This is a genomic window from Streptomyces sp. PSU-S4-23, assembly GCF_055632315.1.
Map to the genome: position 1 here is coordinate 6,015,125 of NZ_JBVMUU010000002.1, position 26,903 is coordinate 6,042,027.

Consider the following 26,903-nt stretch of genomic DNA (forward strand, 5'->3'; position numbering starts at 1 on the left):
CGTACGTAAGGACCAAGCACCGGAGGACCAGCGTGCAGCAGAATCTTGGGGGGCGGCCCCCGGTCTCCCGCAGCGTGCTGCTCGCGGAGGTGGCCCAGGCCACCCAGCGGCTGGCCGACGCGGGCGTGCCCTCGCCGCGCAACGACGCGGAGGAGCTCGCCGCGTTCGTGCACGGCGTCAAGCGGGGCGAGCTGCACTCCGTGAAGGACGCGGACTTCGACGCCCGCTACTGGGAGGTCATCGCCCGCCGCGAGGCGCGCGAGCCGCTCCAGCACATCACGGGGCGCGCCTACTTCCGCTACCTGGAACTCCAGGTCGGGCCCGGGGTGTTCGTACCGCGCCCGGAGACCGAGTCGGTCGTCGGCTGGGCGATAGACGCCGTGCGCGCGATGGACGTCGTCGAGCCGCTGATCGTCGATCTGTGCACCGGCTCGGGCGCGATCGCGCTCGCCCTCGCCCAGGAGGTGCCGCGCTCGCGCGTGCACGCCGTGGAACTGTCCGAGGACGCCCTGGAGTGGACCCGCAGGAACATGGCGGGCTCCAGGGTCGACCTGCGCCAGGGCGACGCCCGGGACGCCTTCCACGACCTCGACGGGCAGGTCGACCTGGTCATCTCCAACCCGCCTTACATCCCGCTCACCGAGTGGGAGTACGTCGCGCCCGAGGCCCGTGACCACGACCCGGAGCTGGCCCTGTTCTCCGGCGAGGACGGACTGGACCTCATCCGCGGGCTGGAGCGCACCGCGCACCGGCTGCTGCGGCCCGGTGGCGTCGTCGTCATCGAGCACGCCGACACGCAGGGCGGCCAGGTGCCGTGGATCTTCACCGAGGAGCGGGGCTGGGCCGACGCGGCCGACCACCCCGACCTCAACAACCGACCCCGCTTCGCGACCGCCCGCAAGGCGCTGCCGTGAGCACGGCGCGCGGCATTGCGTGGGGCACGTCCGCTCCGAAGACTTCCATCCAGCAGTACGCGTACGAGGAGGCCCGCTAGACATGGCACGGCGATACGACACCAACGACGCGACCGACCGCGTGACCGGTCTGCGTGAGGCCGCGTCCGCCGTCCGCCGTGGCGAACTCGTGGTGCTGCCCACCGACACCGTGTACGGCGTGGGCGCCGACGCGTTCTCCTCGGAGGCCGTGGCCGACCTGCTGGACGCCAAGGGGCGGGGTCGCAACATGCCCACGCCCGTGCTCATCGGGTCCCCCAACACCCTGCACGGCCTCGTCACGGACTTCTCCGAGATGGCCTGGGAACTGGTCGACGCGTTCTGGCCGGGGGCCCTCACGCTCGTCGCCAGGCACCAGCCGTCCCTGCAGTGGGACCTGGGGGACACCCGGGGCACCGTGGCCGTGCGCATGCCGCTGCATCCGGTCGCCATCGAACTGCTGACGGAGGTCGGCCCGATGGCCGTCTCCTCCGCGAACCTGACCGGCCACCCGGCACCGGAGAACTGCGACGCCGCGCAGGACATGCTCGGCGACTCCGTCTCCGTCTACCTGGACGGCGGCCCGACTCCCGGCAACGTCCCCTCGTCGATCGTGGACGTCACGGGCAAGGTGCCGGTCCTGCTGCGCCAGGGCGCGCTGTCCCCCGAGGAGCTGCGCAAGGTCGTACCCGACCTCGAGGTGGCGAATTGACCGCCCCCGACCGGGAGCACCCCCATGAGCAGGGGGGACCCCCATGCGCGGCATAGGCCACGGGGGCGAGACGGGGAACGCGGTACCACCGGGACCTCCCCGCGACGCTTTCCGCATCCTCCACGTCAGCACCGGCAACGTGTGCCGCTCGCCGATCACCGAGCGGCTGACCCGGCACGCCCTTGCGGACCGGCTGGGGGACCCGCTGTGGGGAGGGCTGATCGTGGAGAGCGCGGGCACCTGGGGCCACGAGGGCGCGCCCATGGAGGCGAACGCCGAGGCGGTCCTCGCGGACTTCGGGGCGGACGCCTCCGGGTTCGTCGGCCGCGAGCTCCTGGACGAGCACGTCATCCGCGCCGACCTGGTCCTCACCGCGACCCGCGACCACCGTGCCCAGGTCATCTCCATGGGCCACTCCGCGGGGCTGCGCACCTTCACACTGAAGGAGTTCACCCGACTGGTGCGGGCGATAGACCCCGCGACGCTGCCTCCCCTGGAGGACGGCGTGGTGGCGCGGGCCCGCGCCCTGGTCCGCGCGGCGGCGGCGCTGCGCGGCTGGCTGCTGGCGCCCACGGCGGACGCGGACGAGGTGTACGACCCCTACGGGGCGCCGCTGCCGTTCTTCCGCTCGATCGGGGACGAGATCCAGCAGGCACTCGATCCGGTGGTGACGGCGCTGACCGGAGTACGCGCGCGGACCTGACGGCCGGGCGGCGCACGGACCACGGGCCTACAGTGGACCCACGTCCCCCCGACGTCCGGAGCCCACCATGGCCGTCACCCTCACCCCGGAGGCCGGCGCGCTGCGCCGGCAGGACCCCGAGATGGCCGACATCCTCCTCGGGGAGCTCGCCCGGCAGTCGACGACGCTGCAGCTCATCGCCGCCGAGAACTTCACCTCACCGGCGGTGCTCGCCGCCCTCGGCTCCCCGCTGGCCAACAAGTACGCCGAGGGCTATCCCGGCGCCAGGTACCACGGCGGGTGCGAGATCGTCGACGTCGCCGAGCGCCTGGCCGTGGAGCGGGCCAGGGCGCTGTTCGGGGCGGAGCACGCCAATGTGCAGTCGCACTCGGGGTCGTCCGCGGTGCTCGCCGCGTACGCCGCCCTGCTCAGGCCCGGCGACACCGTGCTGGCCCTCGGGCTGTCGCACGGCGGCCACCTCACGCACGGCTCGCCGGCCAACTTCTCCGGCCGCTGGTTCGACTTCGTCGGCTACGGGGTCGAGGCGGAGTCCGGGCTCATCGACCACCAGCAGGTGCGCGCCCTGGCCCGCAGCCACCGCCCGAAGGCCATCGTCTGCGGGTCCATCGCCTATCCGCGCCACATCGACTACGCCTTCTTCCGGGAGGTCGCCGACGAGGTGGGCGCGTACCTCATCGCGGACGCCGCCCATCCGATCGGGCTCGTCGCGGGGAAGGCGGCGCCCAGCCCGGTGCCCCACGCCGACATCGTCTGCGCCACCACCCACAAGGTGCTGCGCGGACCGCGCGGCGGCATGATCCTGTGCGGAAGCGAACTCGCCGAGCGGGTGGACCGGGCCGTCTTCCCCTTCACCCAGGGCGGGGCCCAGATGCACACCATCGCCGCGAAGGCCGTCGCGTTCGGGGAGGCGGCGACGGAGGGCTTCGCCGCGTACGCCCGCCAGGTGGTCGCCAACGCCCGGGCGCTCGCCGCCGGGCTGGCCGCCGAGGGGCTGGCGGTCACCACCGGCGGGACGGACACCCATCTGGTGACCGCCGATCCCTCCCCGCTCGGTGTCGACGGCCGCACCGCGCGGGGGCTGCTCGCGGCGGCCGGCATGATCCTGGACACCTGTGTACTGCCCCACGGGGACGCCCGGGGCCTGCGGCTGGGCAGCGCAGCCGTGACCACGCAGGGCATGGGCGAGGACGAGATGGCGCGCATCGCCGTACTCTTCGCGTCCGTGCTGCGCGACGCGGCGAACGTCAGGAAGGCGCGTGAAGAAGTGCGGGAGCTGACCGGTGGATTTCCGCCGTATCCCGGCCGGTGAGGGGCAGACGCGGCGGTGCGCACAGCCACACGTGCAACCATCGTCGCTACCCGTTAGTCCTCAACCATATGCACGCGAAGCTACGCTGTGGGGCTGAGGATGCCCAGCGAGACCTGTGGGGAAGCCCGTGCGTGAATACCTGCTGACGCTCTGCGTCACGGCGGCGGTGACGTATCTGCTGACAGGGCCGGTACGCAAGTTCGCGATCGTGGCCGGAGCGATGCCGGAGATCCGGGCCCGTGACGTGCACAGGGAACCCACCCCCCGGCTCGGCGGTATCGCCATGTTCTTCGGTCTGTGCGCGGGTCTGCTGGTCGCCGACCACCTCAAGAGCCTCAACGAGGTCTTCGCCAAGTCGAACGAGCCGCGGGCGCTGCTGTCCGGGGCCGCCCTGATCTGGCTGATCGGTGTTCTGGACGACAAGTTCGAGATCGACGCCCTGATCAAGCTGGGCGGTCAGATGATCGCCGCGGGCGTCATGGTCATGCAGGGTCTGACGATCCTGTGGCTGCCGGTCCCGGGCGTCGGCACGGTCTCGCTCACCCAGTGGCAGGGAACGCTGCTGACCGTGGCGCTGGTCGTCGTCACGATCAACGCGGTCAACTTCGCCGACGGCCTCGACGGCCTCGCCGCCGGCATGGTGTGCATCGCGGCGGCCGCGTTCTTCATGTACGCCTACCGCATCTGGTACGGCTACGGGCTGGAGGCGGCGGCCCCCGCGACCCTGTTCGCGGCCGTGCTGATCGGCATGTGCCTGGGCTTCCTGGCGCACAACATGCACCCCGCGCGGATCTTCATGGGCGACTCCGGGTCGATGCTGATCGGTCTCGTGCTGGCCGCCGCCGCCATCTCGGTCACCGGCCAGGTGGACCCGGACGCGATGAACCTGTTCTCCGGCTCCGAGCGCGCGACGGTCCACCAGACCGTCCCCGTCTACATCCCGCTGCTGCTGCCGGTGACGATCATCGCCGTCCCCGTCGTCGACTTCTTCCTCGCGATCGTGCGCCGCACCTGGCGCGGCCAGTCGCCGTTCGCCGCGGACCGCGGGCATCTGCACCACCGGCTCCTGGACATCGGCCACTCGCACAGCCGGGCCGTGCTGATCATGTACTTCTGGTCGGCACTGATCTCCTTCGGCGCCCTGGCGTACTCGGTCAACTCGGCGTCGATGTGGATCGTGCTCGGCATCATGGCCCTCAGCGCGGTCGGCCTGGTGCTGCTCCTGCTGCCGCGGTTCACGCCGCGGGCCCCGCGCTGGGCCGAGGCCTTCGTGCCCCCGCGCTACCGCCGCCGGCGCCGGGCCGAGGGCGCGCAGCCGATGCCGGCCGTCGTCCACGAGGGCGGGCCGAGCGGGCACCGCACCCCGGTGGGGGCGGGCGCCGCGGGCGTCAACGGGGCGACCGCCCTGGGCCCCGGTCCCCGTCTGGAAGGGCGCAAGGCCGAGTCGTCACGCTGACGCGCAAGGTAAGAATCCGACTAACGCGTTGCCCGTTCTTGACGGTTCAAAGCACCTCAATACCAGACAAGGCGGCGTCCGATTCGCGCAGACGCGCAGGTTCACTCTCATGTGTGACAGCAGGCACACCGGCAAGGTAAAGACCGCATCAAATAGTTTGTGATACCGTTCACGAGAACCCCGGGATAGAGCCGAAGGGCCGACTGTGACGGTCCCTCGGCGTGAGGCTTGTGCTCGGCCCGGGACTACGCTCGTCCATGACGACACCCTGCCCCCCTCAGTAAGCGGAGTTGCCGCCATGCCGTCCAATGACGCCCGGAACCTTCTGCGGACCGCTGCGCCCACAGCGGCTGTCGGCGCGCTCGTCATCGCCGTCAGCGGTGTGGTCGCCGGCGGCAAGGGGGCGCTGGGCGCGACCGTCGGGACGGTGCTCGCCCTCCTCTTCATGGGGATCGGGCTGTACGTCCTGCAGTGGACGGCAAAAACGCTCCCGCAGCTGTTCCAGGCCATGGGGCTGATGCTCTACGTCGCCCAGCTCCTGCTGCTTCTGATCTTCGTGGCCCTCTTCAAGGGCACGTCCCTCTTCAACCCGAAGACGTTCGCGGTCGCCCTCGTCGTCGCGACGGTCGTGTGGATGGCGGCGCAGGCGCGCGCCCACATGAAGGCCAAGATCTTCTACGTCGACCCCGACTCCCGGACGAGCCAGAAGCCCGAGAAGACGGGTTCCACGTCGTGAGGGGTAGGGCCGGGATAAAGAGGGCTGAGAGATCCTGCTATCGTCCGGTGCCAACTGCGGCATCGCGGGCGAGGGCATCTGAGCTGACGCCCGCTCAATCGCGAGGCGTGATGCCCGAGAGCCGCCCCCACATCCGTAACACCAGTCCGGTGCCGAACCGCGGCTGCGCGCCGCGCCGACACAACGAGGTTGCCGAACCCATGCGTCACGCCGAAGGAGCCCGCGGTGAGTGCTGACCAGACCCAGCTCGCCTTTGACTGGAGCTGCCGCATCCTGTCCGACAACGGTTGTGGATTCCCGGCCCCGGGCCTGCACTCCTTCCTCTTCGAGCCCCTGTTCACCGTGAGCGGCTACGAGTTCAACAAGGCGATGCTGCTCGCACTCGTCACCACCGGACTCGTGGTCAGCTTCTTCTGGGCCGCCTTCGGCAACGCGAAGGTGATCCCGGGCAAGCTCCAGATGGTGGCCGAGGCGGGCTACGACTTCGTGCGCCGGGGGATCGTCTACGAGACGCTCGGCAAGCGCGAGGGCGAGAAGTACGTCCCCTTCATGGTCTCGCTGTTCTTCTTCATCTGGATCATGAACATCTGGTCCGTGATCCCGCTGGCCCAGTTCCCGGTCTCGTCGGTCATCGCCTTCCCGATGGTCCTCGCCGCGATCGTCTGGCTCATGTGGGTCTCGCTGACCTTCAAGCGCCACGGCTTCGTCGGCTTCTTCAAGAACATCACGGGCTACGACAAGTCGCTCGGCGCGGTGCTGCCGCTCGTCATGGTCATCGAGTTCTTCTCGAACCTGTTCGTCCGCCCGTTCACGCACGCCGTGCGACTCTTCGCCAACATGTTCGCCGGTCACCTGATGCTGGTGATGTTCACCGTCGCCTCCTGGTACCTGCTGAACAGCTACATGATCCCGGCCGCGGGCGTCTCGTTCGTGATGACCATGGCCATGATCCTCTTCGAGCTCTTCGTGCAGGCCGTCCAGGCGTACGTCTTCGTGCTCCTCGCCTGCTCGTACCTTCAGGGCGCTCTCGCCGAGCACCACTGACCCCCGAACCGCACCCCAACCCCTGGTCGTCCGGTGGCCAACCCCCACCGGTCCGTAAAAGAGAAGGAAGTAACGGCATGTCCGCGACCCTCGAACTCGCCGCTGGCGTCTCCGGCTCCCTCGGTTCCATCGGCTACGGTCTCGCTGCCATCGGTCCCGGCGTCGGCGTCGGCATCATCTTCGGCAACGGCACCCAGGCCCTGGCCCGTCAGCCCGAGGCCGCCGGTCTGATCCGTGCCAACCAGATCCTCGGCTTCGCCTTCTGCGAGGCGCTCGCCCTCATCGGCATCGTCATGCCGTTCGTGTTCGGTCAGTAATCCACCCCTGACCGGCACGTATCGACGAAAGGCACTGATGTGATCGCCAACCTGGTACAGCTGGCGGCCGAGGAGAAGCAGAACCCGCTGCTCCCGGCCGGTCCGGAGCTGCTCGTCGGCACCATCGCCTTCGCCATCGTGTTCTTCTTCTTCTGGAAGAAGCTGCTTCCGAACATCAACAAGGTTCTGGAAGAGCGTCGCGCGGCGATCGAAGGCGGTATCGAAGAGGCCGAGGCCATGAAGGTCGAGGCCCAGAGCGTCCTGGAGCAGTACAAGGCCCAGCTCGCCGAGGCCCGGCACGAGGCCGCGCGTCTGCGCCAGGAGGCGCAGGAGCAGGGTGCCGTGCTGATCGCCGAGATGCGCGCGGAGGGTCAGCGGCAGCGCGAGGAGATCATCGCCGCCGGCCACGCGCAGATCGAGGCCGACCGCAAGGCCGCGGCACAGGCCCTGCGGCAGGACGTCGGCGCGCTCGCCACCGAGCTGGCCGGCAAGCTCGTCGGCGAGTCCCTCGAGGACCACGCCCGGCAGAGCCGCGTCATCGACCGCTTCCTCGACGGGCTCGACGAGGCCGCTTCGAAGGCCGAGGCGGCGCGATGAACGGAGCGAGCCGCGAGGCCCTGGCCGCCGCACGGGAGCGTCTCGACGCGCTGACGGACGCCACGTCCGTGGACGCGACGCAGCTCGCCGACGAGCTGGCCGCCGTCACCGCGCTGCTCGACCGCGAGGCCGGCCTGCGCCGGGTCCTCACCGACCCGGCGCAGCACGGCGAGGCCAAGGCCCAACTGGCCCGGCGGCTGCTCGGCGGCCAGGTCGGCGAACCGGTCGTGGACCTGCTGGCCGGCATGGTGCGCTCCCGCTGGTCGCAGCCCCGCGACCTGGTGGACGCGCTGGAGGAGCTGGCGAACCTCGCCGACCTCACCGCCGCCGAGAAGGCCGGCACGCTCGACGACGTCGAGGACGAGCTGTTCCGGTTCGGCCGGATCGTCTCCTCCAGCACCGAGCTGCGTGCCGCGCTGACCGACCGCGCGGCGAGCGCCTCGGCCAAGGTCGAGCTGCTGCACCGGCTGCTCGGCGGCCGGGCCGCCGTCGCGACCGAGCGTCTGGTGACGCGCCTTGTGACCGCGCCGCGTGGACGTAGCCTGGAAGCGGGAATCGAGTCCCTGTCCAGGCTCGCCGCCGCGCGCCGTGACCGCATGGTCGCCGTCGTCACCTCGGCGGTACCGCTGAGCGAGGGGCAGAGGCAGCGCCTCGGCGCCGCACTGGCCCGGCTCTACGGCCGCCAGATGCATCTGAACCTCGACGTGGACCCCGAGGTCCTCGGCGGGATCAGGGTGCAGGTCGGTGACGAGGTCATCAACGGTTCGATCGCGGACCGACTCGAGGACGCCGGCCGCCGCATGGCGAGCTAGCAGCAACTCCATACGCAGTACTACGGCCCGCGTTGGGCCGTGCAGAGGATTCCTGGGGGTCGCCCCCAGACCCCCACAGAAACTTCGGGCCCAACAAGGAGAGCAGGGAACCCAGATGGCGGAGCTCACGATCCGGCCGGAGGAGATCCGGGACGCGCTGGAGAACTTCGTCCAGTCGTACAAGCCGGACGCGGCCTCGCGCGAGGAGGTCGGTACGGTCACCCTTGCCGGCGACGGCATCGCGAAGGTCGAGGGTCTTCCCTCGGCCATGGCCAACGAACTGCTGAAGTTCGAGGACGGCACCCTCGGCCTCGCCCTCAACCTCGAGGAGCGTGAGATCGGTGCCATCGTCCTCGGTGAGTTCAGCGGCATCGAGGAGGGCCAGCCGGTGCAGCGCACCGGTGAGGTGCTCTCCGTGGCCGTCGGCGAGGGCTACCTCGGCCGCGTCGTCGACCCGCTCGGCAACCCGATCGACGGCCTCGGCGAGATCGAGACCGAGGCGCGCCGCGCCCTCGAGCTGCAGGCCCCCACGGTCATGCAGCGCAAGTCGGTGCACGAGCCGATGGAGACGGGCTACAAGGCCGTCGACGCGATGACCCCGATCGGCCGTGGTCAGCGTCAGCTGATCATCGGTGACCGCCAGACCGGCAAGACCGCGCTGGCCGTCGACACGATCATCAACCAGCGCGACAACTGGCGCACCGGCGACCCGAACAAGCAGGTCCGCTGCATCTACGTCGCCATCGGCCAGAAGGGCTCCACCATCGCGTCCGTGCGCGGCGCCCTGGAGGAGGCCGGCGCGCTCGAGTACACGACGATCGTCGCCGCCCCGGCGTCCGACCCGGCCGGCTTCAAGTTCCTGGCGCCGTACACCGGCTCGGCCATCGGCCAGCACTGGATGTACCAGGGCAAGCACGTCCTGATCGTCTTCGACGACCTCTCGAAGCAGGCCGACGCCTACCGCGCCGTGTCCCTGCTGCTGCGCCGCCCGCCGGGCCGCGAGGCCTACCCGGGTGACGTCTTCTACCTGCACTCCCGCATGCTGGAGCGCTGCGCCAAGCTCTCCGACGACATGGGTGCCGGGTCGATGACCGGTCTGCCGATCGTCGAGACGAAGGCCAACGACGTCTCGGCGTTCATCCCGACCAACGTCATCTCCATCACCGACGGCCAGTGCTTCCTGGAGTCCGACCTGTTCAACGCCGGTCAGCGTCCGGCCCTGAACGTCGGTATCTCGGTCTCCCGCGTCGGTGGCTCCGCCCAGCACAAGGCGATGCGCCAGGTCTCCGGCCGGCTGCGCGTCGACCTGGCCCAGTTCCGCGAGCTGGAGGCGTTCGCCGCCTTCGGTTCCGACCTGGACGCCGCGTCGAAGGCGCAGCTGGAGCGCGGCCAGCGCATGGTCGAGCTGCTGAAGCAGCCGCAGTACCAGCCGATGGCCACCGAGGACCAGGTCGTCTCCATCTGGGCCGGCACCAACGGCCGCATGGACGACGTCCCGGTCGCCGACATCCGCCGCTTCGAGAAGGAGCTGCTTGAGTACCTGCACCGCCAGGAGCAGGGCCTCATGACCTCCATCAAGGAGGGCGGCAAGATGTCGGACGACACGATCCAGGCGATCGACGACGCCGTGGCGGCCTTCAAGAAGCAGTTCGAGACCTCGGACGGCAAGCTGCTCGGCGAGGACACTCCGGCCGCTGCCGCCAAGTGACGTAAGGAAGGGACCTGACTCATGGGAGCCCAGCTCCGGGTCTACAAGCGTCGCATCCGATCCGTCACCGCGACCAAGAAGATCACGAAGGCGATGGAGATGATCGCCGCCTCGCGCGTCGTCAAGGCGCACCGCAGGGTGGCGGCCTCCACGCCGTACGCGACCGAGCTCACCCGGGCGGTCGCGGCGGTCGGCACCGGTTCGAACACCAAGCACCCGCTGACCACCCAGGCCGAGACGGTCACCCGGTCCGCGGTGCTGCTCCTGACCAGCGACCGCGGTCTGGCCGGCGCCTTCAACTCCAACGCGATCAAGGCGGCGGAGCAGCTGACGGCGCGGCTGGAGCGGGAGGGCAAGCAGGTCGACACGTACATCGTCGGCCGGCGCGGCGTCGCCCACTACAACTTCCGTGAGCGCAAGATCGCGGAGTCGTGGACGGGCTTCACCGACGAGCCCTCGTACGCGGACGCCAAGAAGGTCGCGGCTCCGCTGATCGAGGCCATCGAGAAGGAGACGGCGGCCGGCGGCGTGGACGAGCTCCACATCGTCTACACCGAGTTCGTCTCGATGCTGACGCAGACGGCGGTCGACGCCCGCCTGCTGCCGCTCAGCCTCGACGAGGTGGCGAAGGACGCTCCCGTCAAGGGCGAGATCCTGCCGCTGTACGAGTTCGAGCCGTCGGCGGAGGACGTCCTGGACGCCCTGCTGCCGCGCTATGTGGAAAGCCGCGTCTACAACGCGCTGCTCCAGTCGGCCGCTTCGAAGCATGCCGCCACGCGCCGTGCGATGAAGTCGGCCACCGACAACGCCGGTGAGCTCATCGAGACGCTCACCCGGCTTGCCAACCAGGCCCGCCAGGCCGAAATCACCCAGGAAATCAGCGAGATCGTCGGTGGCGCGAGCGCCCTGGCCGACGCGACCGCGGGGAGTGACTACTAATGACCACCACTGTTGAGACCGCGACGGCTACGGGCCGCGTCGCCCGGGTCATCGGCCCGGTCGTCGACGTGGAGTTCCCCGTCGACGCGATGCCCGAGATCTATAACGCCCTGCACGTCGAGGTCGCCGACCCGGCGAAGGCGGGCGAGAAGAAGACGCTGACCCTGGAGGTCGCCCAGCACCTGGGCGAGGGCCTGGTCCGCGCCATCTCCATGCAGCCGACCGACGGTCTGGTCCGCCAGGCCCCGGTGACCGACACCGGCGCCTCCATCTCCGTCCCGGTCGGCGACTTCACCAAGGGCAAGGTGTTCAACACCCTCGGTGAGGTGCTGAACGTCGACGAGTCGTACGACGGCGAGCGCTGGCCGATCCACCGCAAGGCGCCGAACTTCGACCAGCTCGAGTCCAAGACCGAGATGTTCGAGACGGGCCTGAAGGTCGTCGACCTCCTCACCCCGTACGTCAAGGGCGGCAAGATCGGTCTGTTCGGTGGCGCCGGTGTGGGCAAGACCGTGCTGATCCAGGAAATGATCATGCGTGTCGCCAACCTCCACGAGGGCGTGTCCGTCTTCGCGGGCGTCGGCGAGCGCACCCGTGAGGGCAACGACCTCATCGCGGAGATGGAGGAGTCCGGCGTCCTCGACAAGACCGCGCTGGTCTTCGGCCAGATGGACGAGCCCCCGGGCACCCGTCTGCGCGTCGCCCTGGCGGGTCTGACCATGGCGGAGTACTTCCGCGATGTGCAGAAGCAGGACGTGCTGTTCTTCATCGACAACATCTTCCGCTTCACCCAGGCCGGTTCCGAGGTGTCCACCCTGCTCGGCCGTATGCCGTCCGCGGTGGGCTACCAGCCGAACCTGGCTGACGAGATGGGCCAGCTGCAGGAGCGCATCACCTCGACGCGTGGTCACTCGATCACCTCGATGCAGGCGATCTACGTTCCCGCGGACGACCTGACCGACCCGGCGCCGGCCACCACCTTCGCCCACCTCGACGCGACGACGGTGCTCTCCCGTCCGATCTCCGAGAAGGGCATCTACCCGGCCGTGGACCCGCTGGACTCCACGTCCCGGATCCTGGACCCGCGTTACATCTCGGGGGACCACTACGAGGCCGCCATGCGCGTCAAGACGATCCTGCAGAAGTACAAGGACCTCCAGGACATCATCGCGATCCTCGGTATCGACGAACTCGGCGAGGAGGACAAGCTCGTCGTCCACCGCGCCCGTCGCGTGGAGCGCTTCCTGTCCCAGAACACCCACGCCGCCAAGCAGTTCACCGGTGTGGACGGTTCGGACGTGCCGCTGGACGAGTCGATCGCCGCGTTCAACGCGATCTGCGACGGCGAGTACGACCACTTCCCGGAGCAGGCGTTCTTCATGTGCGGTGGTCTCGAGGACCTGAAGAACAAGGCGAAGGAGCTGGGGGTCTCCTGACCCCGTGCTCGTGGTGGAGGGGGACGAGACCGCGCCCGAACGTGGGCCGCGTCCCGTCCCCCTCCGCACGGCTACTAGAATTGATCCCAACACCCGGCCCTTCCGCCGGGTGGTGACCCGAGGAGCCACCCTTGGCTGCTGAGCTGCATGTCGAGATGGTCGCCGCCGACCGTCAGGTCTGGTCCGGCGAGGCCACCCTGGTCGTCGCGCGCACCACGTCCGGCGACATCGGCGTCATGCCCGGTCACCAGCCGCTGCTCGGTGTGCTGGAGTCGGGCCCGGTGACCATCCGTACGAGTGATGGTGGAACGGTCGTCGCCGCGGTGCACGGCGGTTTCATCTCGTTCGCGGACAACAAGCTGTCGCTGCTGGCCGAGATCGCCGAGCTGTCGGACGAGATCGACGTCCAGCGTGCGGAGCGGGCGCTCGAGCGCGCCAGGGCTGAGGCCGACGCCTTGGCCGAGCGCCGCGCGGACGTCCGACTGCGTGCGGTGGCGGCGCGCTGACTTGGGGGCACCTCCCGTGCCGGCAGGGCGCGGGGGAGCGCCCTGTGATGATGTGACTCAGCCGCGGCCGGCCCGGAGCAATCCGGTGCCGGCCGCGGCTGAGGTGAATGCGGGTGTTTTTTCCTTTCCGTTACCTAGGAGACGAGGAGGTCGGTGCCGATGGTCCTCGCTCTGACTGTGTGCGGATTGGTCGTGGTACTCGCGGCGGCGGGGCTCTTCGTCTTCGGCCTCAGGCGCCGGCTCATCCAGCGCTCCGGCGGCACCTTCGACTGCAGTCTCCGGTGGAACGTCCCGGAGCAGCGCGACACCAGCGGCAAGGGCTGGGGCTATGGCGTCGCCCGCTACAGCGGCGACCGCGTCGAATGGTTCCGGGTCTTCTCCTACGCCCCGCGCCCGCGCCGTGTGCTGGAGCGTTCGTCCATCGAGGTGGCCGGCCGGCGCAATCCCGAGGGCGAGGAGGAACTGGCGCTGCTCTCCGACGCGGTGATCCTCGCCTGCCATCACCGCGGTACGCGCCTGGAACTGGCGATGAGCGAGGACGCGCTGACCGGGTTCCTCGCATGGCTGGAAGCGGCCCCGCCCGGTCAGCGGGTGAACGTGGCCTGACGGCTCACCTCCACCCGCCTCGCCGGGGGCCGCCGGGTTACGACAGGCCGTTGCTCAGGGCACTCACCAGCTCGCCGCCCGCGGTGTCACCGCTGAACTCCCAGAAGAAGGCACCGCCCAGGCCCTGGTTCTTGGCCCAGGCCATCTTGGTGCCGATGGTGGCCGGGGTGTCGTAGGACCACCAGTTGCTGCCGCAGTGCGCGTACGCGGTGCCGGCGACGGTGCCGGTGGCCGGGCAGGACGTCTTGAGGACCTTGTAGTCCTCGATGCCCTGCTCATAGGTGCCGGCCGCCGGGCCCGTGGCCGTGCCGCCCGGGGCGTCCTGGGTGACGCCGGTCCAGCCGCGGCCGTAGAAGCCGATGCCGACCAGCAGCTTGCCGGCGGGCACTCCGATCGCCTTGTACTTGGCTATCGCGTCGGCCGTGGTGAAGCCGGCCTTCGGGATGCCGCTGTAGGAGGTGAGGGGGGAGTGCGGGGCGGTGGGGCCCTGCGCGTCCCAGGCACCGAAGAAGTCGTACGTCATCACGTTGTACCAGTTGACGTACTGCGCCGCGCCCGCGTAGTCGGCGGCCTCGATCTTGCCGCCGGCCGAGCCGTCGGCGGTGACGGCCGCGGTGACCAGGGCGGAGGAGCCGAACCTGGCGCGCAGGGCGGCCATCACGTTCTTGAAGGCCGCGGCCCCGCTGGTGTCGCAGGACAGGCCGCACGCGTTCGGGTACTCCCAGTCGATGTCGATGCCGTCGAAGACGTCGGCCCAGCGCGGGTCCTCGACCAGGTCGTAGCAGGACTGCGCGAAGGCCGCCGGGTTCTTGGCCGCGTCCCCGAAGCCCCCGGACCAGGTCCAGCCGCCGAAGGACCACAGCACCTTGATGTCCGGGTACTTCGCCTTGAGCTGGCGCAGCTGGTTGAAGTTGCCCCGCAGCGGCTGGTCCCAGGTGTCGGCGACGCCGCTGACGGACTGGTCGGCGGTGAACGCCTTGTCGTAGTCGGCGTAGGAGTCGCCGATCGCGCACTTGCCGCCGGTGACGTTGCCGAAGGCGTAGTTGATGTGCGTGATCTTCGACGCGGAACCCGACGTCACCAGGTTCTTGACGTTGTAGTTGCGGCCGTAGATGCCCCACTCGGTGAAGTAGCCGAGCTTGACGGCGGAGCCGGAGGCCGGGGGCGGGTTCGTGGTGCCGCCCGTGGTGTGCACGGCGACGGAGCCGCTGACCGGGCCGGTCTGGTCGGCGGTGTCACGGGCCTGGACGGTGTACGAGTAGTCGGTGCCGGCGCTCAGGCCGGTGTCCGCGTACGACGTCGTGGTCACCGTGGCGACCTTGGCGCCGTCGCGCAGGACGTCGTAGTTCTTGACCCCCTTGTCGTCGGTGGCCGCCGGCCAGGACAGCTGCACCGAGGTGTCCGTGATGCCGGAGGCCGTCGGGGTGCCCGGCGCGGAGGGCGGGTTGTCTCCGGGGACGGGGCTGCCGCCGTCGCAGCCGGCCCCGTTCAGTGTGCAGTTGGAGGGGGAGCCGGAGCCGGCGCCGTTGAAGCCGAAGGAGACGGAGGCGCCGGGGGCGAGGGTGCCGTTGTAGGACTTGTTCCTGGCCGTCCAGTGGGTGCCGGAGTTCGTCACGTCCGCGTCCCACGCCGAGGTGACGGACGTCCCCGAGGGGAAGTCCCACTCGATGGTCCAGGAACTGATGGTGGTGGTACCGGAGTTGGTGACCGTCCACTTGCCCTCGAAGCCGGTTCCCCAGTCCTGGGTCTTGGCGTACGTGGCGGTGGCCGATGTCGCGGCGTGGGCGGGGTCCGCGAGGCCGACCAGGCCGGCCAGTGGCAGCAACAGGGTCGCGATCCCTGCCGCGGCGCGGTGTCTGAAGCGCATCTGCGCCTCCTCGATTGTCGGGGGCATGACTGAGCGCAGTGCGGCGAGAATAGAAAGGTCTGGACCAAGGGTCAAGAGGTCTGGACCAGTGGTCCGTGCATCGGTGCGGCCGCCGACTAGATCCCCAACTCCTGGGCCAGTACCGCCGCTTGGACCCTGCTGCGCAGCTCCAGCTTGCCCAGGAGACGGCTGACATGCGTCTTCACCGTGGCCTCCGCCATGGCCAGGCGGGTGGCGATCTCGGCGTTGGAGAGCCCCTCGCCGAGACAGGACAGCACCTCGCGCTCGCGCCGGGTGAGCGCGTCCAGCACCGACGGGTCGGCCGCCGGCCGCCGCACGGGCCGGGCGGCGAACTCCGCGATCAGCCGCCGGGTCACGGCCGGCGCGATCAGCCCCTCGCCGCGCGCCACCGTCCGCACCGCCGCGATGAGGTCCTTCGCCTCCGTGTCCTTCAGCAGGAAACCGGACGCGCCCGCCCGCAGCGCCCCGAACACATACGCGTCGAGGTCGAACGTGGTCAGCACCAGCACGTCGGCGAGCCGCTCGCCGACGACCTGCCGGGTGGCCGACACACCGTCCAGGCACGGCATCTGCACGTCCATCAGGACGAGGTCGGGACGCAGCTCCCTGGCGAGCGCCACCGCCTGCTCCCCGTCCGCGGCCTCCCCGACCACCTCGATGCCGTCCGCGCTGCGCAGGATGAGCACCAGCCCCGCGCGGACGGCCGACTGGTCCTCGGCGACGAGCACGCGGATCACGCGGTCCCCCCGTGCGGGGAGCCGGAGAGGGGAAGCACGGCACGCACGGTCCACGACGCCCCGTCCGGCCCGGCCTCGAACGTACCGCCGAGCAGGGCGGCCCGCTCCCGCATGCCCACCAGACCCGCGCCGGAGCCGGGCGCACGCGGTCTGTCCCGGTCGCCGTACGGGCTGGTCACCCGCACCTCCAGGGCTCCGTCGCGCTCGGTGAGCGCCACCGTGACCCGGCCGGGGCAGGCATGCTTGAGCGCGTTGGTCAGGGATTCCTGCACGATCCGGTACGCGGCCAGCTCCACCGGCGCGGGAACCCTCCCGTACTCCGCGCCGAGCGTGACGTCGAGCCCGCCCGCGCGGGCGCCGTCCACCAGCGCTCCGAGACCGTCGAGGGTCGGGGTCGCGGCGGGCTCGTGCCCGGCGCCGCCGTCCCGCAGGATCCCGATCAGCCGCCGCATCTCGGCGAGCCCCGCCACGCTGTTCTCCCGGATGACGGTGAGGACCTCCCGGGAGGTCCCCGGGTCGTCGAGGGACAGCGCGGCCGTGGACTGGACGGCGATCGCGGACAGATGGCCCGCGACCATGTCGTGCAGCTCCCTTGCCACACGGGCCCGTTCGGCGGTGACGGCCTGGACGCGGTCCATCTCGGCGAGCAGGGCGGTCTGCTCGGCGCGCAGCCGGGCGGCCTCGGCCGCGTCGCGGTGGTCGCGGACGACCCACCCGGTGGCGGCGGGCGCGAGCGCCACCACCCCGACCCCCACACCGATCAGCAGCGCGTCGGGATCGCGCCAGATCGCCAGGGGCGCCACCGCGCCGATGACCGTGAGCAGTCCGGCGATCCAGGGCAGGCGCCGGGCGGAGGCGGGGGTGCCGTACAGGACGGCCGCGTACATGAGGTCCGTGAACATCACGACGGTGGCCAGGCTGCCGAGGGTCACCGTGTCGGCGGCCAGCGCGGCGGTGCCGGTCAGCAGGGCCGCCTTCGGCCGGGTGCGGCGCAGCAGCTCGCAGCCGGCCGTCACGGCGAGCGGCACCAGCAGCGCCCAGCGCTCGGGCCACACGACGAGCGCGTCGCCGGGCCGCCGGGAACCGAGGCCGATGCCGTACAGCAGGAGCCCGCCGAGCAGTCCGCTCGCGGCGATCAGCACGTCGTCGCGGTGCAGTCGGGGGAGACGTACGGCCATGACCCCATCCAACACGGCGGCGGCGCCGGTCGCGTGCTGCTGAGGGACGGTTCGCGCGTACATCGAAGGATGCAGCGCGACGTCGTCATCGCCGACGACGCGGCGGTGCCGGTCCGCCGCAAGGCTGGAAGGGCGGAGGACGAGAGGAGCGAGGCGTGATCGTCGGGTTGGTCGTCGCGTGCGAGGTCGGCTTCTGGGTGCTGCTGGCCGCGGGCCTGGCCGTCCGCTATCTGCTGCGGATGCGCCGCACCGGCGTGGCGCTGCTGCTGTGCGAGCCGTTGCTGGAGGTGGTGCTGTTCGTGGCGACGGCCGTCGACCTGAGGAACGGCGCCGATCCGAGCTGGGAGCACGGCCTGGCCGCCGTGTACATCGGCTTCACCGTCGGCTACGGGCACTACACGATCCGCCGGCTCGACGGCCACGCCGCCCACCGCCTCGGCGGCGGCCCGCCCCCTGCCCGGCCGCCCCGCCACGGCCTGGCGCGCGCCGGGCACGAGGGCCGCCTGTGGCTGCGTACGCTGCTGGCCACCGCCGTGGCCTGCGCGCTGCTGCAGGGCGCGATCTGGTACGTCGGCGCGCCCGGCGCGCTGCGCGCGTGGCAGTACACCGCCCTGCGCGTCCTCGCGATCCACGGGCTGATCGCCCTGAGCTACCTGCTGTGGCCCAAGAAGGCCCCGGCCTCCGCTGCCCGCCGTCCGGAGGAGGACCGTACCCTGACCGAGCGGTGAGCGGCTCGGGGAGGGCGGATGGATGATCGGCCGGGGTGTCCTGGTGCGGTGCTCGTTGTGGACGACGACGCGGCCATCCGCCGTTCGCTGGAGCGCGGACTGAGGCTCAGCGGCTTCCGGGTCCGTACCGCCGACAGCGGTCCCGAGGCGCTGGCCGCGATCCGGGAGGCACCGCCGGACGTGCTCGTCCTCGATGTGTCGATGCCCGGCATGAGCGGTATCGAGGTGTGCGCACGGCTCCGCGACCACGGGCAGGACCTTCCCGTCCTCATGCTCTCCGCGCTCGACGAGACCGCCGACCGCATCGCCGGGCTCCAGGCGGGCGGCGACGACTACCTGGTCAAACCGTTCGCCCTGCAGGAACTGGTGCTGCGGCTGCGCGCCCTGCTGCGCCGGCGGCCGCCCACGGACCGGGACGCCCTGCGGGTGGCGGACCTGGTGATCGACCCGGCCGCCCGCACCGCCCACCGGGCGGGCCGGCGCCTGGAGCTCACACGGCGCGAGTTCGAACTCCTGGAGGTGCTCGCCCGCAACGCGGGACTCGTCCTCACCCGCGACCAGCTCCTCGACCGGGTGTGGGGCTACGACTTCGACGTGCGCACCGACGCCGTCGACACCTTCGTCAGCTATCTGCGGCGCAAGCTGGAGGCGGACGGCGGGACGCGGCTCGTGCACACCGTGCGCGGGGTGGGTTTCGTGCTGCGGGAGGAGCGGTGACGGGGGCGGCGGTGACGGGGACGCTGCCGGCGGGGGCGGCGGCCCGGTGGGCGGTGAGGCGGCCATGAGACTGTCGACACGCATCGGACTCGCCGTGGGACTCACCGTCCCGCTGCTCGTCCTCGCCTCCGGCTGGCTGCTGGTGCACCTGGTCGCGCGGGACCTGCGCCAGGAGGAGGACGACCACCTGCGCCGGCGGGCCGCCGCCGTGCTCCCGGACGCCCGCGCCCTGCTGCGCGCCGCGGCCGCCGACCGGCCCCGGGTGGCCGACACCAGGGAGCGGCGGCTCTACAGCGCGGCGCTCGACGTCGGTGTGCGCGTCGTCGGGGCCCAGGAGACCTTCCGGGGCGGGCCGCAGCCCGCCCCCTCGCTCGCGCTGCCCTCCGCACGGACCGGACGGCCGGTCACCGTCCGGGACGCCGGTCACAGCTGGCGGGCCCTGTCCCTGCCCATCCAGGGTCCCCGTGCCGCGGGCACCCTGTGGGTCTTCCGGCCCGACACCGCCGACCGCACCCAGGTCCGGCTCGTACGGCGCCGCGTCCTGATGACCGCGCTGCTCGCCGCACCCCTGTCCGGCCTGCTCGCCTGGGGCGTCGCCACCGGAGCCACCGTTCCGCTGCGCCGCCTCGGCCGCCGCGCCGCGGGCCTCGACCCGCGCACCAGCGCGGCCCGGCTGCACCACGAACCGACCGGTGTGAGCGAGGTCGACGATCTCGCGGCCACCCTGCGGACGGTCCTCGCCCGCTACGACGAACAGGCCGCCCGCACCGCCCAGGCCCTTGAGACGGCCCGCTCCTTCTCCGCCGCCGCCTCGCACGAACTGCGCACCCCGTTGATGAGCATGGGCACCAACCTCGACATCCTCACGGACCACCCCGGACTGCCCGAACCGGACCGCACCGAGGTCCTCACCGATCTGCGCCGCGAGCACGCCCGCCTCCTCGGCCTGCTGGTGATGCTGCGGGAACTGGGGCGCGGCGATCTGGTGGAGGCGGAGGCGTTCCGCACCGTGGACGTCCCGGAGGCCGCGGACGCGGCGGTCGCCGAGGCCCGCCGTCGCGCCCCGGACGCCCGGATCACCCTGCGCGCCGAGCCGGGGCTCACCGCGCACGGCTGGGAGCCGGGGCTGCGGCTGCTCCTGGACAATCTGCTGGCCAACGCGCTGGCCCACGGGCGGGACCCGGAGGGACGGGCGATCGTGGCGGTCGGTGTGCAGGGGGCCGGCGCCGAGATCGTGATCACGGTGGACGACCGGGGGCCGGGCGTCCCGCCCGACGACCGCGGCAGGATCTTCGAACGGTTCCGGCGGGGTCCGGACAGCGCGGGCTCGGGTCTCGGCCTGACCCTGGTCGCGCAGCAGGCGGCGCTGCACCGGGGGAGCGTCACGGTGGCCGGGGGTCCCGGCGGCGTCGGGGCGCGCTTCGCGGTACGGCTGCCGCGGGCCGGCGGGGACCTGCCGGAGCGACGCGACTGGCTGATCGGTACGGCAGGGACGAACCGGTCACAGAGTTCCCACAAAGACGGCCCCTAGCCTCCGCGGCGTCGGACGGACGACGGGGCCGTCCGGGAAACGGAGGCGGAAGATGGTGGACGGACGACGCGGGCGCACCCTGCTCGTGGGGCTGGCCGCGGCGGCGCTGCTGGCGGGCGGGACCGGGGCGGCCGCGGCCGACGGCTCACCCGCCCCGGCGCCCACGGGCGACGGGGCGCAGGCGCTGTGCAAGCGGGTGCCGAAGATCGACCGGCGGATCGACCGGGCGCTGAAGCGGCTCGACGGGGGAGCGGGCGTGCGGGGCTCCGTGGCCCGGCTGCAGCGGCGCGTGGACAACGCGAAGGATGCGGGTCATGACCAGATCGCCACGCTGCTCCAGGACCGGCTCGACTTCCGCAGGTCGCTGGTGACGACGCTTCAGCAGCGGCGGAAGGACCTCGACGGCGTCAGGACGTGGTGTGCGGACCACGAGGGCGGGAAGGCGGGGAGCTGATGCGGAGGCTGCGCGGGCTGCGGGCGGCGCTGCCCGCGGTGGCCCTCCTCGTGGGACTCACCGCCGGCTGCGCGCGCGATCACGGAGGGGCCGCCACGGCCTCCCCGTCCGCCACGCCGTCCGGGCCGGCGGACCTGCAGAAGAAGGTGGCCGCCGCGGAGTCCGCGCTCGCCGCGGCGGACCGGGACGCCGCGCGGGACGACGACCGCTGAACGCCTCAGCGCTCTCCGCCGGGGACCCACAGGACGTCCCCGGTCTCCTTGTTCGCGTAGCGGGCGAGGATGAACAGCAGGTCGGACAGCCGGTTGAGGTAGGTCGCGGTCAGCGGGTTCATCACCTCGCCGTGGGCGTCCAGCGCGGCCCAGGTGGAGCGCTCGGCGCGCCGTACGACCGTGCACGCCTGGTGCAGCAGGGCCGCGCCGGGCGTGCCGCCGGGCAGGATGAACGAGCGCAGCTTCTCCAGTTCGGCGAGGAAGCGGTCGCAGTCCGCCTCCAGCCGGTCGACGTAGAACTGCTCCACCCGCAGCGGCGGGACTGTGTTTTTCAAGAGCGCCGGGTCCTCGGCCACCGGCGTCGACAGGTCCGCGCCCACGTCGAACAGGTCGTTCTGCACGCGGGTGAGGACCGTGACGACCTCCTCGTCGAGCGCGCCCAGCGCGATCGCGGTGCCGATCACCGCGTTCGCCTCGTTGGCGTCGGCGTACGCGGCGATGCGCAGGTCCGTCTTGGGCACCCTGCTCATGTCGCCGAGGTGCGTCGTGCCCTTGTCGCCGGTCCGCGTGTAGATGCGCGTCAGATTGACCATACGGCCAAATCTAGACGGTCTTCTCCGCGGCGCCGAGGCAGGGCCGGAAGAGCGTCGGACAGCTCTGTCCTGCTCACGACCGACTTCGAGCGTGCGTTCCTGTTCCGCGCCCGTGTCCTGGAGCGGGGCGGTGCCGTCAGCGGGGTGTGAGCGGGGAGGAAGGGGAATCGTGCTGATCGGCAGGAGGTACCGACTCGTGCTCACGCCGGAGCAGAGTGCGCCGGCGGAGGAGTACGGCAGCATCTGCCGGGCCGTAGGGAACATCGGGCTCGAACAGCGTGCACCCATGGATGGCGGTTGCGCCGTCCCACGGGGTGCCGAAGCTCGGGTGGATGACTTTCCGCTGGTCGCGCCCGCTCGACGGCACAGCGAAGTCCGCCACTGTGTCCCGTGACGGCAAGCACTGGAACATCAGCTTCATTGTGGAGACCGGAACGGAAGGGCCCACTTCCATGCTCAGACGGCACGTCAGATCCTCGATGACAATGCCCTCGTGGTCCTCGAAGATCTCAGCACGGCAAACATGACGGCCACCGCCAGAGGATCCATGGCCGCCCCCGGAACCGACATCCGCCAAAAGGCCGGACTGAATCGTGCCATCCTTGACAAGGGTTGGCACTCCTTCGAACTGGCCGTCCGCAACAGGGCACGCCACACGGGTACCACCGTACGCACCGTAAACCCCGCGTATAGGCGCGAAGAACACACTGGCCCGCGGGCATGCGGGTCACAGGGCGTGGAGACCTCGGTGCAAGCCGGTCCGTGAAACGCCAACCAGCGTGAACCCGCAAGGAATTAGCGCTCCGACCGCTGAGGTCGGAATCCCTGCGGCTTCAACTGCAGGAAGGATCGCCAAGTCCGTCATCTGGGACGTGACGCGTATCTCACGTTGTGAGACGTGACACGGGTTACTAAGCGGTCACAACAACCCTCACGAGCGCTAGGGTCCGCCCGAGAGGCATATACGAGCAGCGCGTCAGGGGAGTCGCACAGTGGCACGGAAGCTTGCCGTCATCGGAGCCGGACTGATGGGTTCCGGCATTGCCCAGGTATCGGCCCAGGCCGGCTGGGACGTCGTCCTGCGTGACGTCACGGACGAGGCGCTGACCCGTGGTACGGACGCCATCAAGTCCTCGTATGACAAGTTCGTGAGCAAGGGCCGGATGGAGGCGCGTGACGCCGAGGAGGCGCTCGCCCGCATCACCACGACCACCGACCTCGACGCCGCCGCCGACGCGGATGTCGTCGTCGAGGCCGTCTTCGAGAAGCTGGAGGTCAAGCACGAGATCTTCCGGACGCTCGACAAGCTCGTCCGCGAGGACACCGTGCTCGCGTCGAACACCTCCGCCATCCCGATCACCAAGATCGCGGCGGTCACCGAGCGCCCGGAGCGGGTGGTCGGCGTGCACTTCTTCTCGCCGGTGCCGATGATGCAGCTCGTCGAGCTGGTCCGCGGGTACAAGACGAGTGACGAAACCCTGGCCACGGCCCGTGAGTTCGCCGAGTCCGTCGGCAAGACCTGTATCGTCGTCAACCGCGACGTCGCCGGGTTTGTGACGACCCGTCTCATCTCGGCGCTCGTCGTCGAGGCGACCAAGCTGTACGAGTCCGGTGTGGCCACCGCCGAGGACATCGACCTCGCCTGCAAGCTGGGCTTCGGCCACGCCATGGGGCCGCTCGCCACGGCCGACCTCACCGGCGTCGACATCCTGCTGCACGCCACCGGCAACATCTACACCGAGACCCAGGACGAGAAGTTCGCTCCGCCGGAACTGATGCGCCGGATGGTTGACGCCGGTGACTTCGGGCGCAAGAGCGGGCAGGGTTTTTACACGTACTGAAACCGCACACGCCTCTGGGGTTTCACCTCATCGGGTGAATTCGGTATCGGTTCGCTTACAGATGGCAACCTGATCGGCCACCAGGCAGTCAGACGTTGCAAACCACAACGCGGAGTACGACGACGCACTCTCGGGGAGCGGATTATGCACATCAGGGGCGACCACGCCGGGCTGGTCGTCGGGGGCCGCCTCGACGTCCGCAGCGCGGCGGACGCCCGTACGGTCCTGCACTCGGCCGTCGACGACGGAGTCGGCGACCTGGTGCTGGACCTGTCCGAACTGGACTCCTGGGACGCCACCGGACTCGGGGTGATCATGGGGGTCCACCGGCGGGCCGGGCGGTGCGGCCGGCGGCTTGTGCTGCGCGATGTGCCGCCGCAGATGCAGCGCCTGCTGGTGGCCACCCGGCTGCACCGGATCCTGGCCATCGAGGGCGGCATCGGGGTGGAGTCACTGCCCCGCGTGTGACCGGGCGGTACGCGGTGCCACGGGAGTGAACGCCGGCGAACCGCACGTCGGGCGCAATCCTCACGAGACTGTGACCTCTCGGACGGGGTGGCACCCCGGCTTGTCGGTAATACTGTGCGAAGGTTTAGGGTTCGGCTGCCCGCCGCCCGACACCCTTGAGCGGGTACCGGACCAGAAAGCGACAGCGCGGTGTGCGACACGGCCGGGAGGGGCTCAGGCACACGACGCTTTGGGGGGCTTGGACCTATGGACCCGAACAACCCGGGACCCGTGGAGTACGGCCATGAAGGTGACGGCGGCACGCCGCGCCCGCGCCCGCCACGGGACCCCTTGACGCCGGACTTCGGCCAGTCGGCACCGGCGCTCGCCCGTACCGTCCGGCTCGTGTCGGGCGACCTCCTGCTCACCGTCAACCCCGTCGACGGCAGCGAGGTGGAGCCGTGCCCGCCGGGGCAGCGGTCCGAACGCCCCGTGAAGCGGACCGCCGCCGAGCGGGCCGAACGCGCCCGCGCCGTCCGGCCGCCCGTCCCGGCCGGTCCGGCGCAGCCGCGGCTGCCGCTGCTGGAGCGCCAGGAGGAGCGCGAACGGCTCGTACGCCTCCTCGCACGAGGCCGATCCGTCCGTCTCACCGGCCCCTCCGGCTCCGGCCGTACGGCCCTCCTGGACGTCGTCGCGGAGGACTGCTCGGACCTCGCGCCCGACGGCGTCATCCGTCTCTCCGGCTACCGGCGCACCACGGACGAACTGCTGTACGACCTCTTCGCCGCCGTCTACGACGCGCCCCGGTACCGCCCCGAGCGGGACGAACTGCTGCAGCTCGTACGGGAGATCGGCGCCGTCGTCGTCCTCGACGACCTGGAGTCCGGCGGCAGCGCGCTTGACGAACTGCTCGACGCGACGCCGGAGTGCGCGTTCCTGCTCTCCGCCACCCCCGAGGTGCCCGCGCCCTCCGCGGGCTCCCACGTCGAGGAGGTCTTCCTCGGCGGGCTCGACCGATCGGGTGGGCTGGACATCCTGGAGCGCTCCGTCGGCCGCGACCTCACCGAGGAGGAGGCCAACTGGGCGGGCGACCTCTGGTTCGAGTCCGAGGGACTGCCGCTGCGCTTCGTGCAGGCCGGGGCGCTGCTGCGGCAGCGCGACCGGCTGCGTGCCGACGCGGACACCTTCGACGAGTTCGGCGTCTTCCAGGAAGCGCCGGTGGACGCCCCCTTCGACACCGCGGACGGGCAGGACGCCCCGCTGCCGTCGCTCGCGGAGGCCGCCGCCGCCGCGCCGCTGCTCGCCTCCCGGCTGAGCGCGCCGGCGCGCGAGACGCTCAAGTTCGCGGTCGCGCTGGGCGGCGAGGTGCCCGACCAGACGCATCTGCCGGCCCTCGCGGACGACACCCACGCGGACGCGGCGCTCGGTGAACTCGTCGGCTGCGCGCTGGTCACCCCGGTCGGCTCCCGCTACCGGCTGGCGACCGGGGTGCAGGCCCAGCTGGAGGCCGCGGGGTACGCGACCGGCGCCGGGGAGTACGCCGTCAAGGCCGCCCGGCACTACGCCTGGTGGGCCGGGCATCCTTCGGTCACCCCGGACCGCGTGTCGGCGGAGGCCGACGCCGTGCTGGCAGCGCTCACCGCGGCCACGGCGGTCCCGCCGCCCGCCGAGGACGAGGGCGAGGACGCGGACGAGGGGAGCGTCGCCGTACGACTGGCCCGGCAGGCCGTGCCCGCGTTCGCCGCGGGACTGCGCTGGGGCGCCTGGGAGCGGGCGCTGCGCTCCGGCGCCGAGGCGTCCAGGCTCGCCGGAGAGGTCGGGGAACAGGCTTACTTCCACCACGAGTTGGGCATCCTCGCGCTCTGCGGCGGGCAACTGGAGCGGGCCCGCACCGAACTGGAGGCATCCATCGGGCTGCGCGGTGCCCTCGCCGACAAGCGCGGCACGGTCGCCGGGCGGCGCGCGCTCGCCCTGGTGGCGGACCGCTCCGGCACGACGCCGCCCGGCGGGTACACCGCGGCGGGCGAGGAGGCGGCGGACGCGCGCCCAGAGGAGCGCCCGAAGCCGGACGGCATGCCGCTCGCCACTGCGGCAGGGGACACGGCGACGCTGGTCACCCACCAGGCCGCGGCCGACCCGGCGCCCGGCGCCGGCGGTGTCCGGACCATGGTCAGGGGCACCCGGCGCAACCTGGTGGCCGCGGGCGCCGGAGCGGCCCTCGCGGTCGTGCTCGGCACCGTCGTGACGCTCGGCATGACCTCCAACGGCGACACCGGCACCCCCTCCGACAGCGTCCGCGTGGGCCCCTCGGCGAGCCAGGGCACGAACGACGACGGCCTCGGCGCGGACAAGGCCGACGACGGCGCCGGAGGCGGCTCGGGCGCGACCACCTCCCCGACGCCCACGAACCCCGGACCGGACGGGACCTACGGCACCCTGGACGACCCCACGCCGCGCGTCACCCTCCGCCCGTCGGGCAACCCGACGGGCACCAGGGGGACGACCCCGTCGACGTCGCCGTCCAAGCCGTCGTCGAAGCCGCCCACGCCGAAGCCGTCGGCCTCGTCGTCCGGCTCGCCGAGTTCGAGTGTGTCGCCGACCGGGACGGCCACACCCACGCCGACGGCCACGCCGACGGCGACGCCCCCGTCTTCCAACTCGGTCAGCGCCCCGGCGCCCGGGTCGCCGACCACCATGAGCGGTTCGGCGAGCGTGCCCGCGAGCAGCGGGTCGGAACCGGTGGTCTGACGCGGTTGCGCGCGGC

At 71.3% G+C, this 26,903-nt stretch carries 27 protein-coding genes; 23 read left to right on the forward strand and 4 right to left on the reverse strand.

Annotated features, from left to right (window positions below):
• Positions 1 to 74 precede the first annotated feature (74 nt).
• From prmC to ACZ79I_RS27585, 15 genes are all read left to right on the forward strand, one after another.
• A complete protein-coding gene (gene prmC / locus ACZ79I_RS27515) occupies positions 75 to 914 on the forward strand; it encodes a peptide chain release factor N(5)-glutamine methyltransferase (RefSeq protein WP_471505259.1) in 840 nt (279 codons plus the stop codon).
• An 82-nt stretch (positions 915 to 996) separates the two neighbouring features.
• Positions 997 to 1,644, forward strand: a complete 648-nt coding sequence (locus ACZ79I_RS27520) for an L-threonylcarbamoyladenylate synthase (RefSeq protein ID WP_381090428.1) — start codon at positions 997 to 999, stop codon at positions 1,642 to 1,644.
• 43 nt (positions 1,645 to 1,687) lie between these two features.
• Positions 1,688 to 2,347, forward strand: a complete 660-nt coding sequence (locus ACZ79I_RS27525; RefSeq protein ID WP_471500409.1) for an arsenate reductase/protein-tyrosine-phosphatase family protein — start codon at positions 1,688 to 1,690, stop codon at positions 2,345 to 2,347.
• Positions 2,348 to 2,414: 67 nt separating this feature from the next.
• Complete coding sequence (locus ACZ79I_RS27530) at positions 2,415 to 3,656, forward strand: serine hydroxymethyltransferase (protein ID WP_471500411.1); 1,242 nt, start codon at positions 2,415 to 2,417, stop codon at positions 3,654 to 3,656.
• A gap of 127 nt (positions 3,657 to 3,783) precedes the next feature.
• On the forward strand, positions 3,784 to 5,112 hold the full coding sequence (locus ACZ79I_RS27535; RefSeq protein ID WP_471500413.1) for an MraY family glycosyltransferase: 1,329 nt from the start codon (positions 3,784 to 3,786) through the stop codon (positions 5,110 to 5,112).
• Positions 5,113 to 5,410: 298 nt separating this feature from the next.
• On the forward strand, positions 5,411 to 5,848 hold the full coding sequence (locus ACZ79I_RS27540) for a hypothetical protein (protein WP_471500415.1): 438 nt from the start codon (positions 5,411 to 5,413) through the stop codon (positions 5,846 to 5,848).
• 273 nt (positions 5,849 to 6,121) lie between these two features.
• Positions 6,122 to 6,892 carry a F0F1 ATP synthase subunit A gene (gene atpB / locus ACZ79I_RS27545; protein WP_471505262.1) on the forward strand — a complete coding sequence of 257 codons (771 nt, stop codon included), beginning with the start codon at positions 6,122 to 6,124 and terminating at the stop codon, positions 6,890 to 6,892.
• 77 nt (positions 6,893 to 6,969) lie between these two features.
• Complete coding sequence (locus tag ACZ79I_RS27550; protein ID WP_030928653.1) at positions 6,970 to 7,209, forward strand: ATP synthase subunit c family protein; 240 nt, start codon at positions 6,970 to 6,972, stop codon at positions 7,207 to 7,209.
• A 39-nt stretch (positions 7,210 to 7,248) separates the two neighbouring features.
• Positions 7,249 to 7,806: a F0F1 ATP synthase subunit B gene (locus ACZ79I_RS27555; protein ID WP_471500417.1), complete on the forward strand. Its 558-nt coding sequence runs from the start codon at positions 7,249 to 7,251 to the stop codon at positions 7,804 to 7,806.
• Positions 7,803 to 8,618 carry a F0F1 ATP synthase subunit delta gene (locus ACZ79I_RS27560; RefSeq protein WP_471500419.1) on the forward strand — a complete coding sequence of 272 codons (816 nt, stop codon included), beginning with the start codon at positions 7,803 to 7,805 and terminating at the stop codon, positions 8,616 to 8,618. Before ACZ79I_RS27555 ends, ACZ79I_RS27560 begins: the two co-directional genes overlap by 4 nt.
• Before the next feature lie 115 nt (positions 8,619 to 8,733).
• Positions 8,734 to 10,326: a F0F1 ATP synthase subunit alpha gene (gene atpA, locus ACZ79I_RS27565; RefSeq protein ID WP_471500421.1), complete on the forward strand. Its 1,593-nt coding sequence runs from the start codon at positions 8,734 to 8,736 to the stop codon at positions 10,324 to 10,326.
• A 21-nt stretch (positions 10,327 to 10,347) separates the two neighbouring features.
• A complete protein-coding gene (locus tag ACZ79I_RS27570) occupies positions 10,348 to 11,265 on the forward strand; it encodes a F0F1 ATP synthase subunit gamma (protein ID WP_471500423.1) in 918 nt (305 codons plus the stop codon).
• Entirely contained in the window at positions 11,265 to 12,701 is a 1,437-nt protein-coding gene (atpD, locus tag ACZ79I_RS27575) for a F0F1 ATP synthase subunit beta (protein ID WP_471500425.1), read from the forward strand. Before ACZ79I_RS27570 ends, atpD begins: the two co-directional genes overlap by 1 nt.
• Positions 12,702 to 12,832: 131 nt before the next feature.
• Positions 12,833 to 13,207, forward strand: a complete 375-nt coding sequence (locus ACZ79I_RS27580; RefSeq protein ID WP_471500427.1) for a F0F1 ATP synthase subunit epsilon — start codon at positions 12,833 to 12,835, stop codon at positions 13,205 to 13,207.
• A gap of 159 nt (positions 13,208 to 13,366) precedes the next feature.
• Positions 13,367 to 13,813, forward strand: a complete 447-nt coding sequence (locus tag ACZ79I_RS27585) for a DUF2550 domain-containing protein (protein ID WP_471500429.1) — start codon at positions 13,367 to 13,369, stop codon at positions 13,811 to 13,813.
• Between the two features lie 37 nt (positions 13,814 to 13,850).
• Here the strand turns inward: ACZ79I_RS27585 and ACZ79I_RS27590 are convergent, their stop codons facing one another.
• The 3 genes from ACZ79I_RS27590 to ACZ79I_RS27600 all read right to left on the reverse strand — a co-directional run bounded on the left by ACZ79I_RS27590 (position 13,851) and on the right by ACZ79I_RS27600 (position 17,616).
• Positions 13,851 to 15,680, reverse strand: a complete 1,830-nt coding sequence (locus tag ACZ79I_RS27590) for a glycosyl hydrolase family 18 protein (RefSeq protein WP_471500431.1) — start codon at positions 15,678 to 15,680, stop codon at positions 13,851 to 13,853.
• A 116-nt stretch (positions 15,681 to 15,796) separates the two neighbouring features.
• Complete coding sequence (locus ACZ79I_RS27595; protein WP_471500433.1) at positions 15,797 to 16,438, reverse strand: response regulator; 642 nt, start codon at positions 16,436 to 16,438, stop codon at positions 15,797 to 15,799.
• A complete protein-coding gene (locus ACZ79I_RS27600) occupies positions 16,435 to 17,616 on the reverse strand; it encodes a sensor histidine kinase (protein ID WP_471500435.1) in 1,182 nt (393 codons plus the stop codon). The genes ACZ79I_RS27595 and ACZ79I_RS27600 overlap by 4 nt, the downstream gene beginning before the upstream one ends.
• Positions 17,617 to 17,771: 155 nt before the next feature.
• On the opposite strand from ACZ79I_RS27600, the gene ACZ79I_RS27605 reads away from it, so the two are divergent.
• The 5 genes from ACZ79I_RS27605 to ACZ79I_RS27625 all read left to right on the forward strand — a co-directional run bounded on the left by ACZ79I_RS27605 (position 17,772) and on the right by ACZ79I_RS27625 (position 21,258).
• Positions 17,772 to 18,344, forward strand: a complete 573-nt coding sequence (locus ACZ79I_RS27605) for a hypothetical protein (protein ID WP_471500437.1) — start codon at positions 17,772 to 17,774, stop codon at positions 18,342 to 18,344.
• 18 nt (positions 18,345 to 18,362) lie between these two features.
• The gene (locus tag ACZ79I_RS27610) at positions 18,363 to 19,061 is read left to right on the forward strand and encodes a response regulator transcription factor (protein WP_471500439.1); all 699 of its coding nucleotides are present in this window, start codon (positions 18,363 to 18,365) and stop codon (positions 19,059 to 19,061) included.
• A 64-nt stretch (positions 19,062 to 19,125) separates the two neighbouring features.
• Positions 19,126 to 20,592, forward strand: coding sequence for a sensor histidine kinase (locus ACZ79I_RS27615; protein WP_471500441.1), 1,467 nt, complete (start codon positions 19,126 to 19,128; stop codon positions 20,590 to 20,592).
• A gap of 52 nt (positions 20,593 to 20,644) precedes the next feature.
• Positions 20,645 to 21,046: a hypothetical protein gene (locus tag ACZ79I_RS27620; protein ID WP_471500443.1), complete on the forward strand. Its 402-nt coding sequence runs from the start codon at positions 20,645 to 20,647 to the stop codon at positions 21,044 to 21,046.
• Positions 21,046 to 21,258 carry a hypothetical protein gene (locus ACZ79I_RS27625; protein ID WP_471500445.1) on the forward strand — a complete coding sequence of 71 codons (213 nt, stop codon included), beginning with the start codon at positions 21,046 to 21,048 and terminating at the stop codon, positions 21,256 to 21,258. Before ACZ79I_RS27620 ends, ACZ79I_RS27625 begins: the two co-directional genes overlap by 1 nt.
• A gap of 5 nt (positions 21,259 to 21,263) precedes the next feature.
• Here the strand turns inward: ACZ79I_RS27625 and ACZ79I_RS27630 are convergent, their stop codons facing one another.
• On the reverse strand, positions 21,264 to 21,851 hold the full coding sequence (locus tag ACZ79I_RS27630; RefSeq protein WP_471500447.1) for a cob(I)yrinic acid a,c-diamide adenosyltransferase: 588 nt from the start codon (positions 21,849 to 21,851) through the stop codon (positions 21,264 to 21,266).
• Positions 21,852 to 22,843: 992 nt separating this feature from the next.
• Here ACZ79I_RS27630 and ACZ79I_RS27635 point away from each other — a divergent pair.
• The 3 genes from ACZ79I_RS27635 (at position 22,844) to ACZ79I_RS27645 (ending at position 26,887) form a co-directional block, all read left to right on the forward strand.
• A complete protein-coding gene (locus ACZ79I_RS27635; RefSeq protein WP_471500449.1) occupies positions 22,844 to 23,692 on the forward strand; it encodes a 3-hydroxyacyl-CoA dehydrogenase family protein in 849 nt (282 codons plus the stop codon).
• A 144-nt stretch (positions 23,693 to 23,836) separates the two neighbouring features.
• Positions 23,837 to 24,160 (forward strand): STAS domain-containing protein, encoded by a 324-nt coding sequence (locus tag ACZ79I_RS27640; RefSeq protein ID WP_471500451.1) that lies wholly within the window; start codon positions 23,837 to 23,839, stop codon positions 24,158 to 24,160.
• Positions 24,161 to 24,406: 246 nt separating this feature from the next.
• Entirely contained in the window at positions 24,407 to 26,887 is a 2,481-nt protein-coding gene (locus ACZ79I_RS27645) for an ATP-binding protein (protein ID WP_471500453.1), read from the forward strand.
• The last annotated feature ends 16 nt before the right edge of the window (positions 26,888 to 26,903 follow it).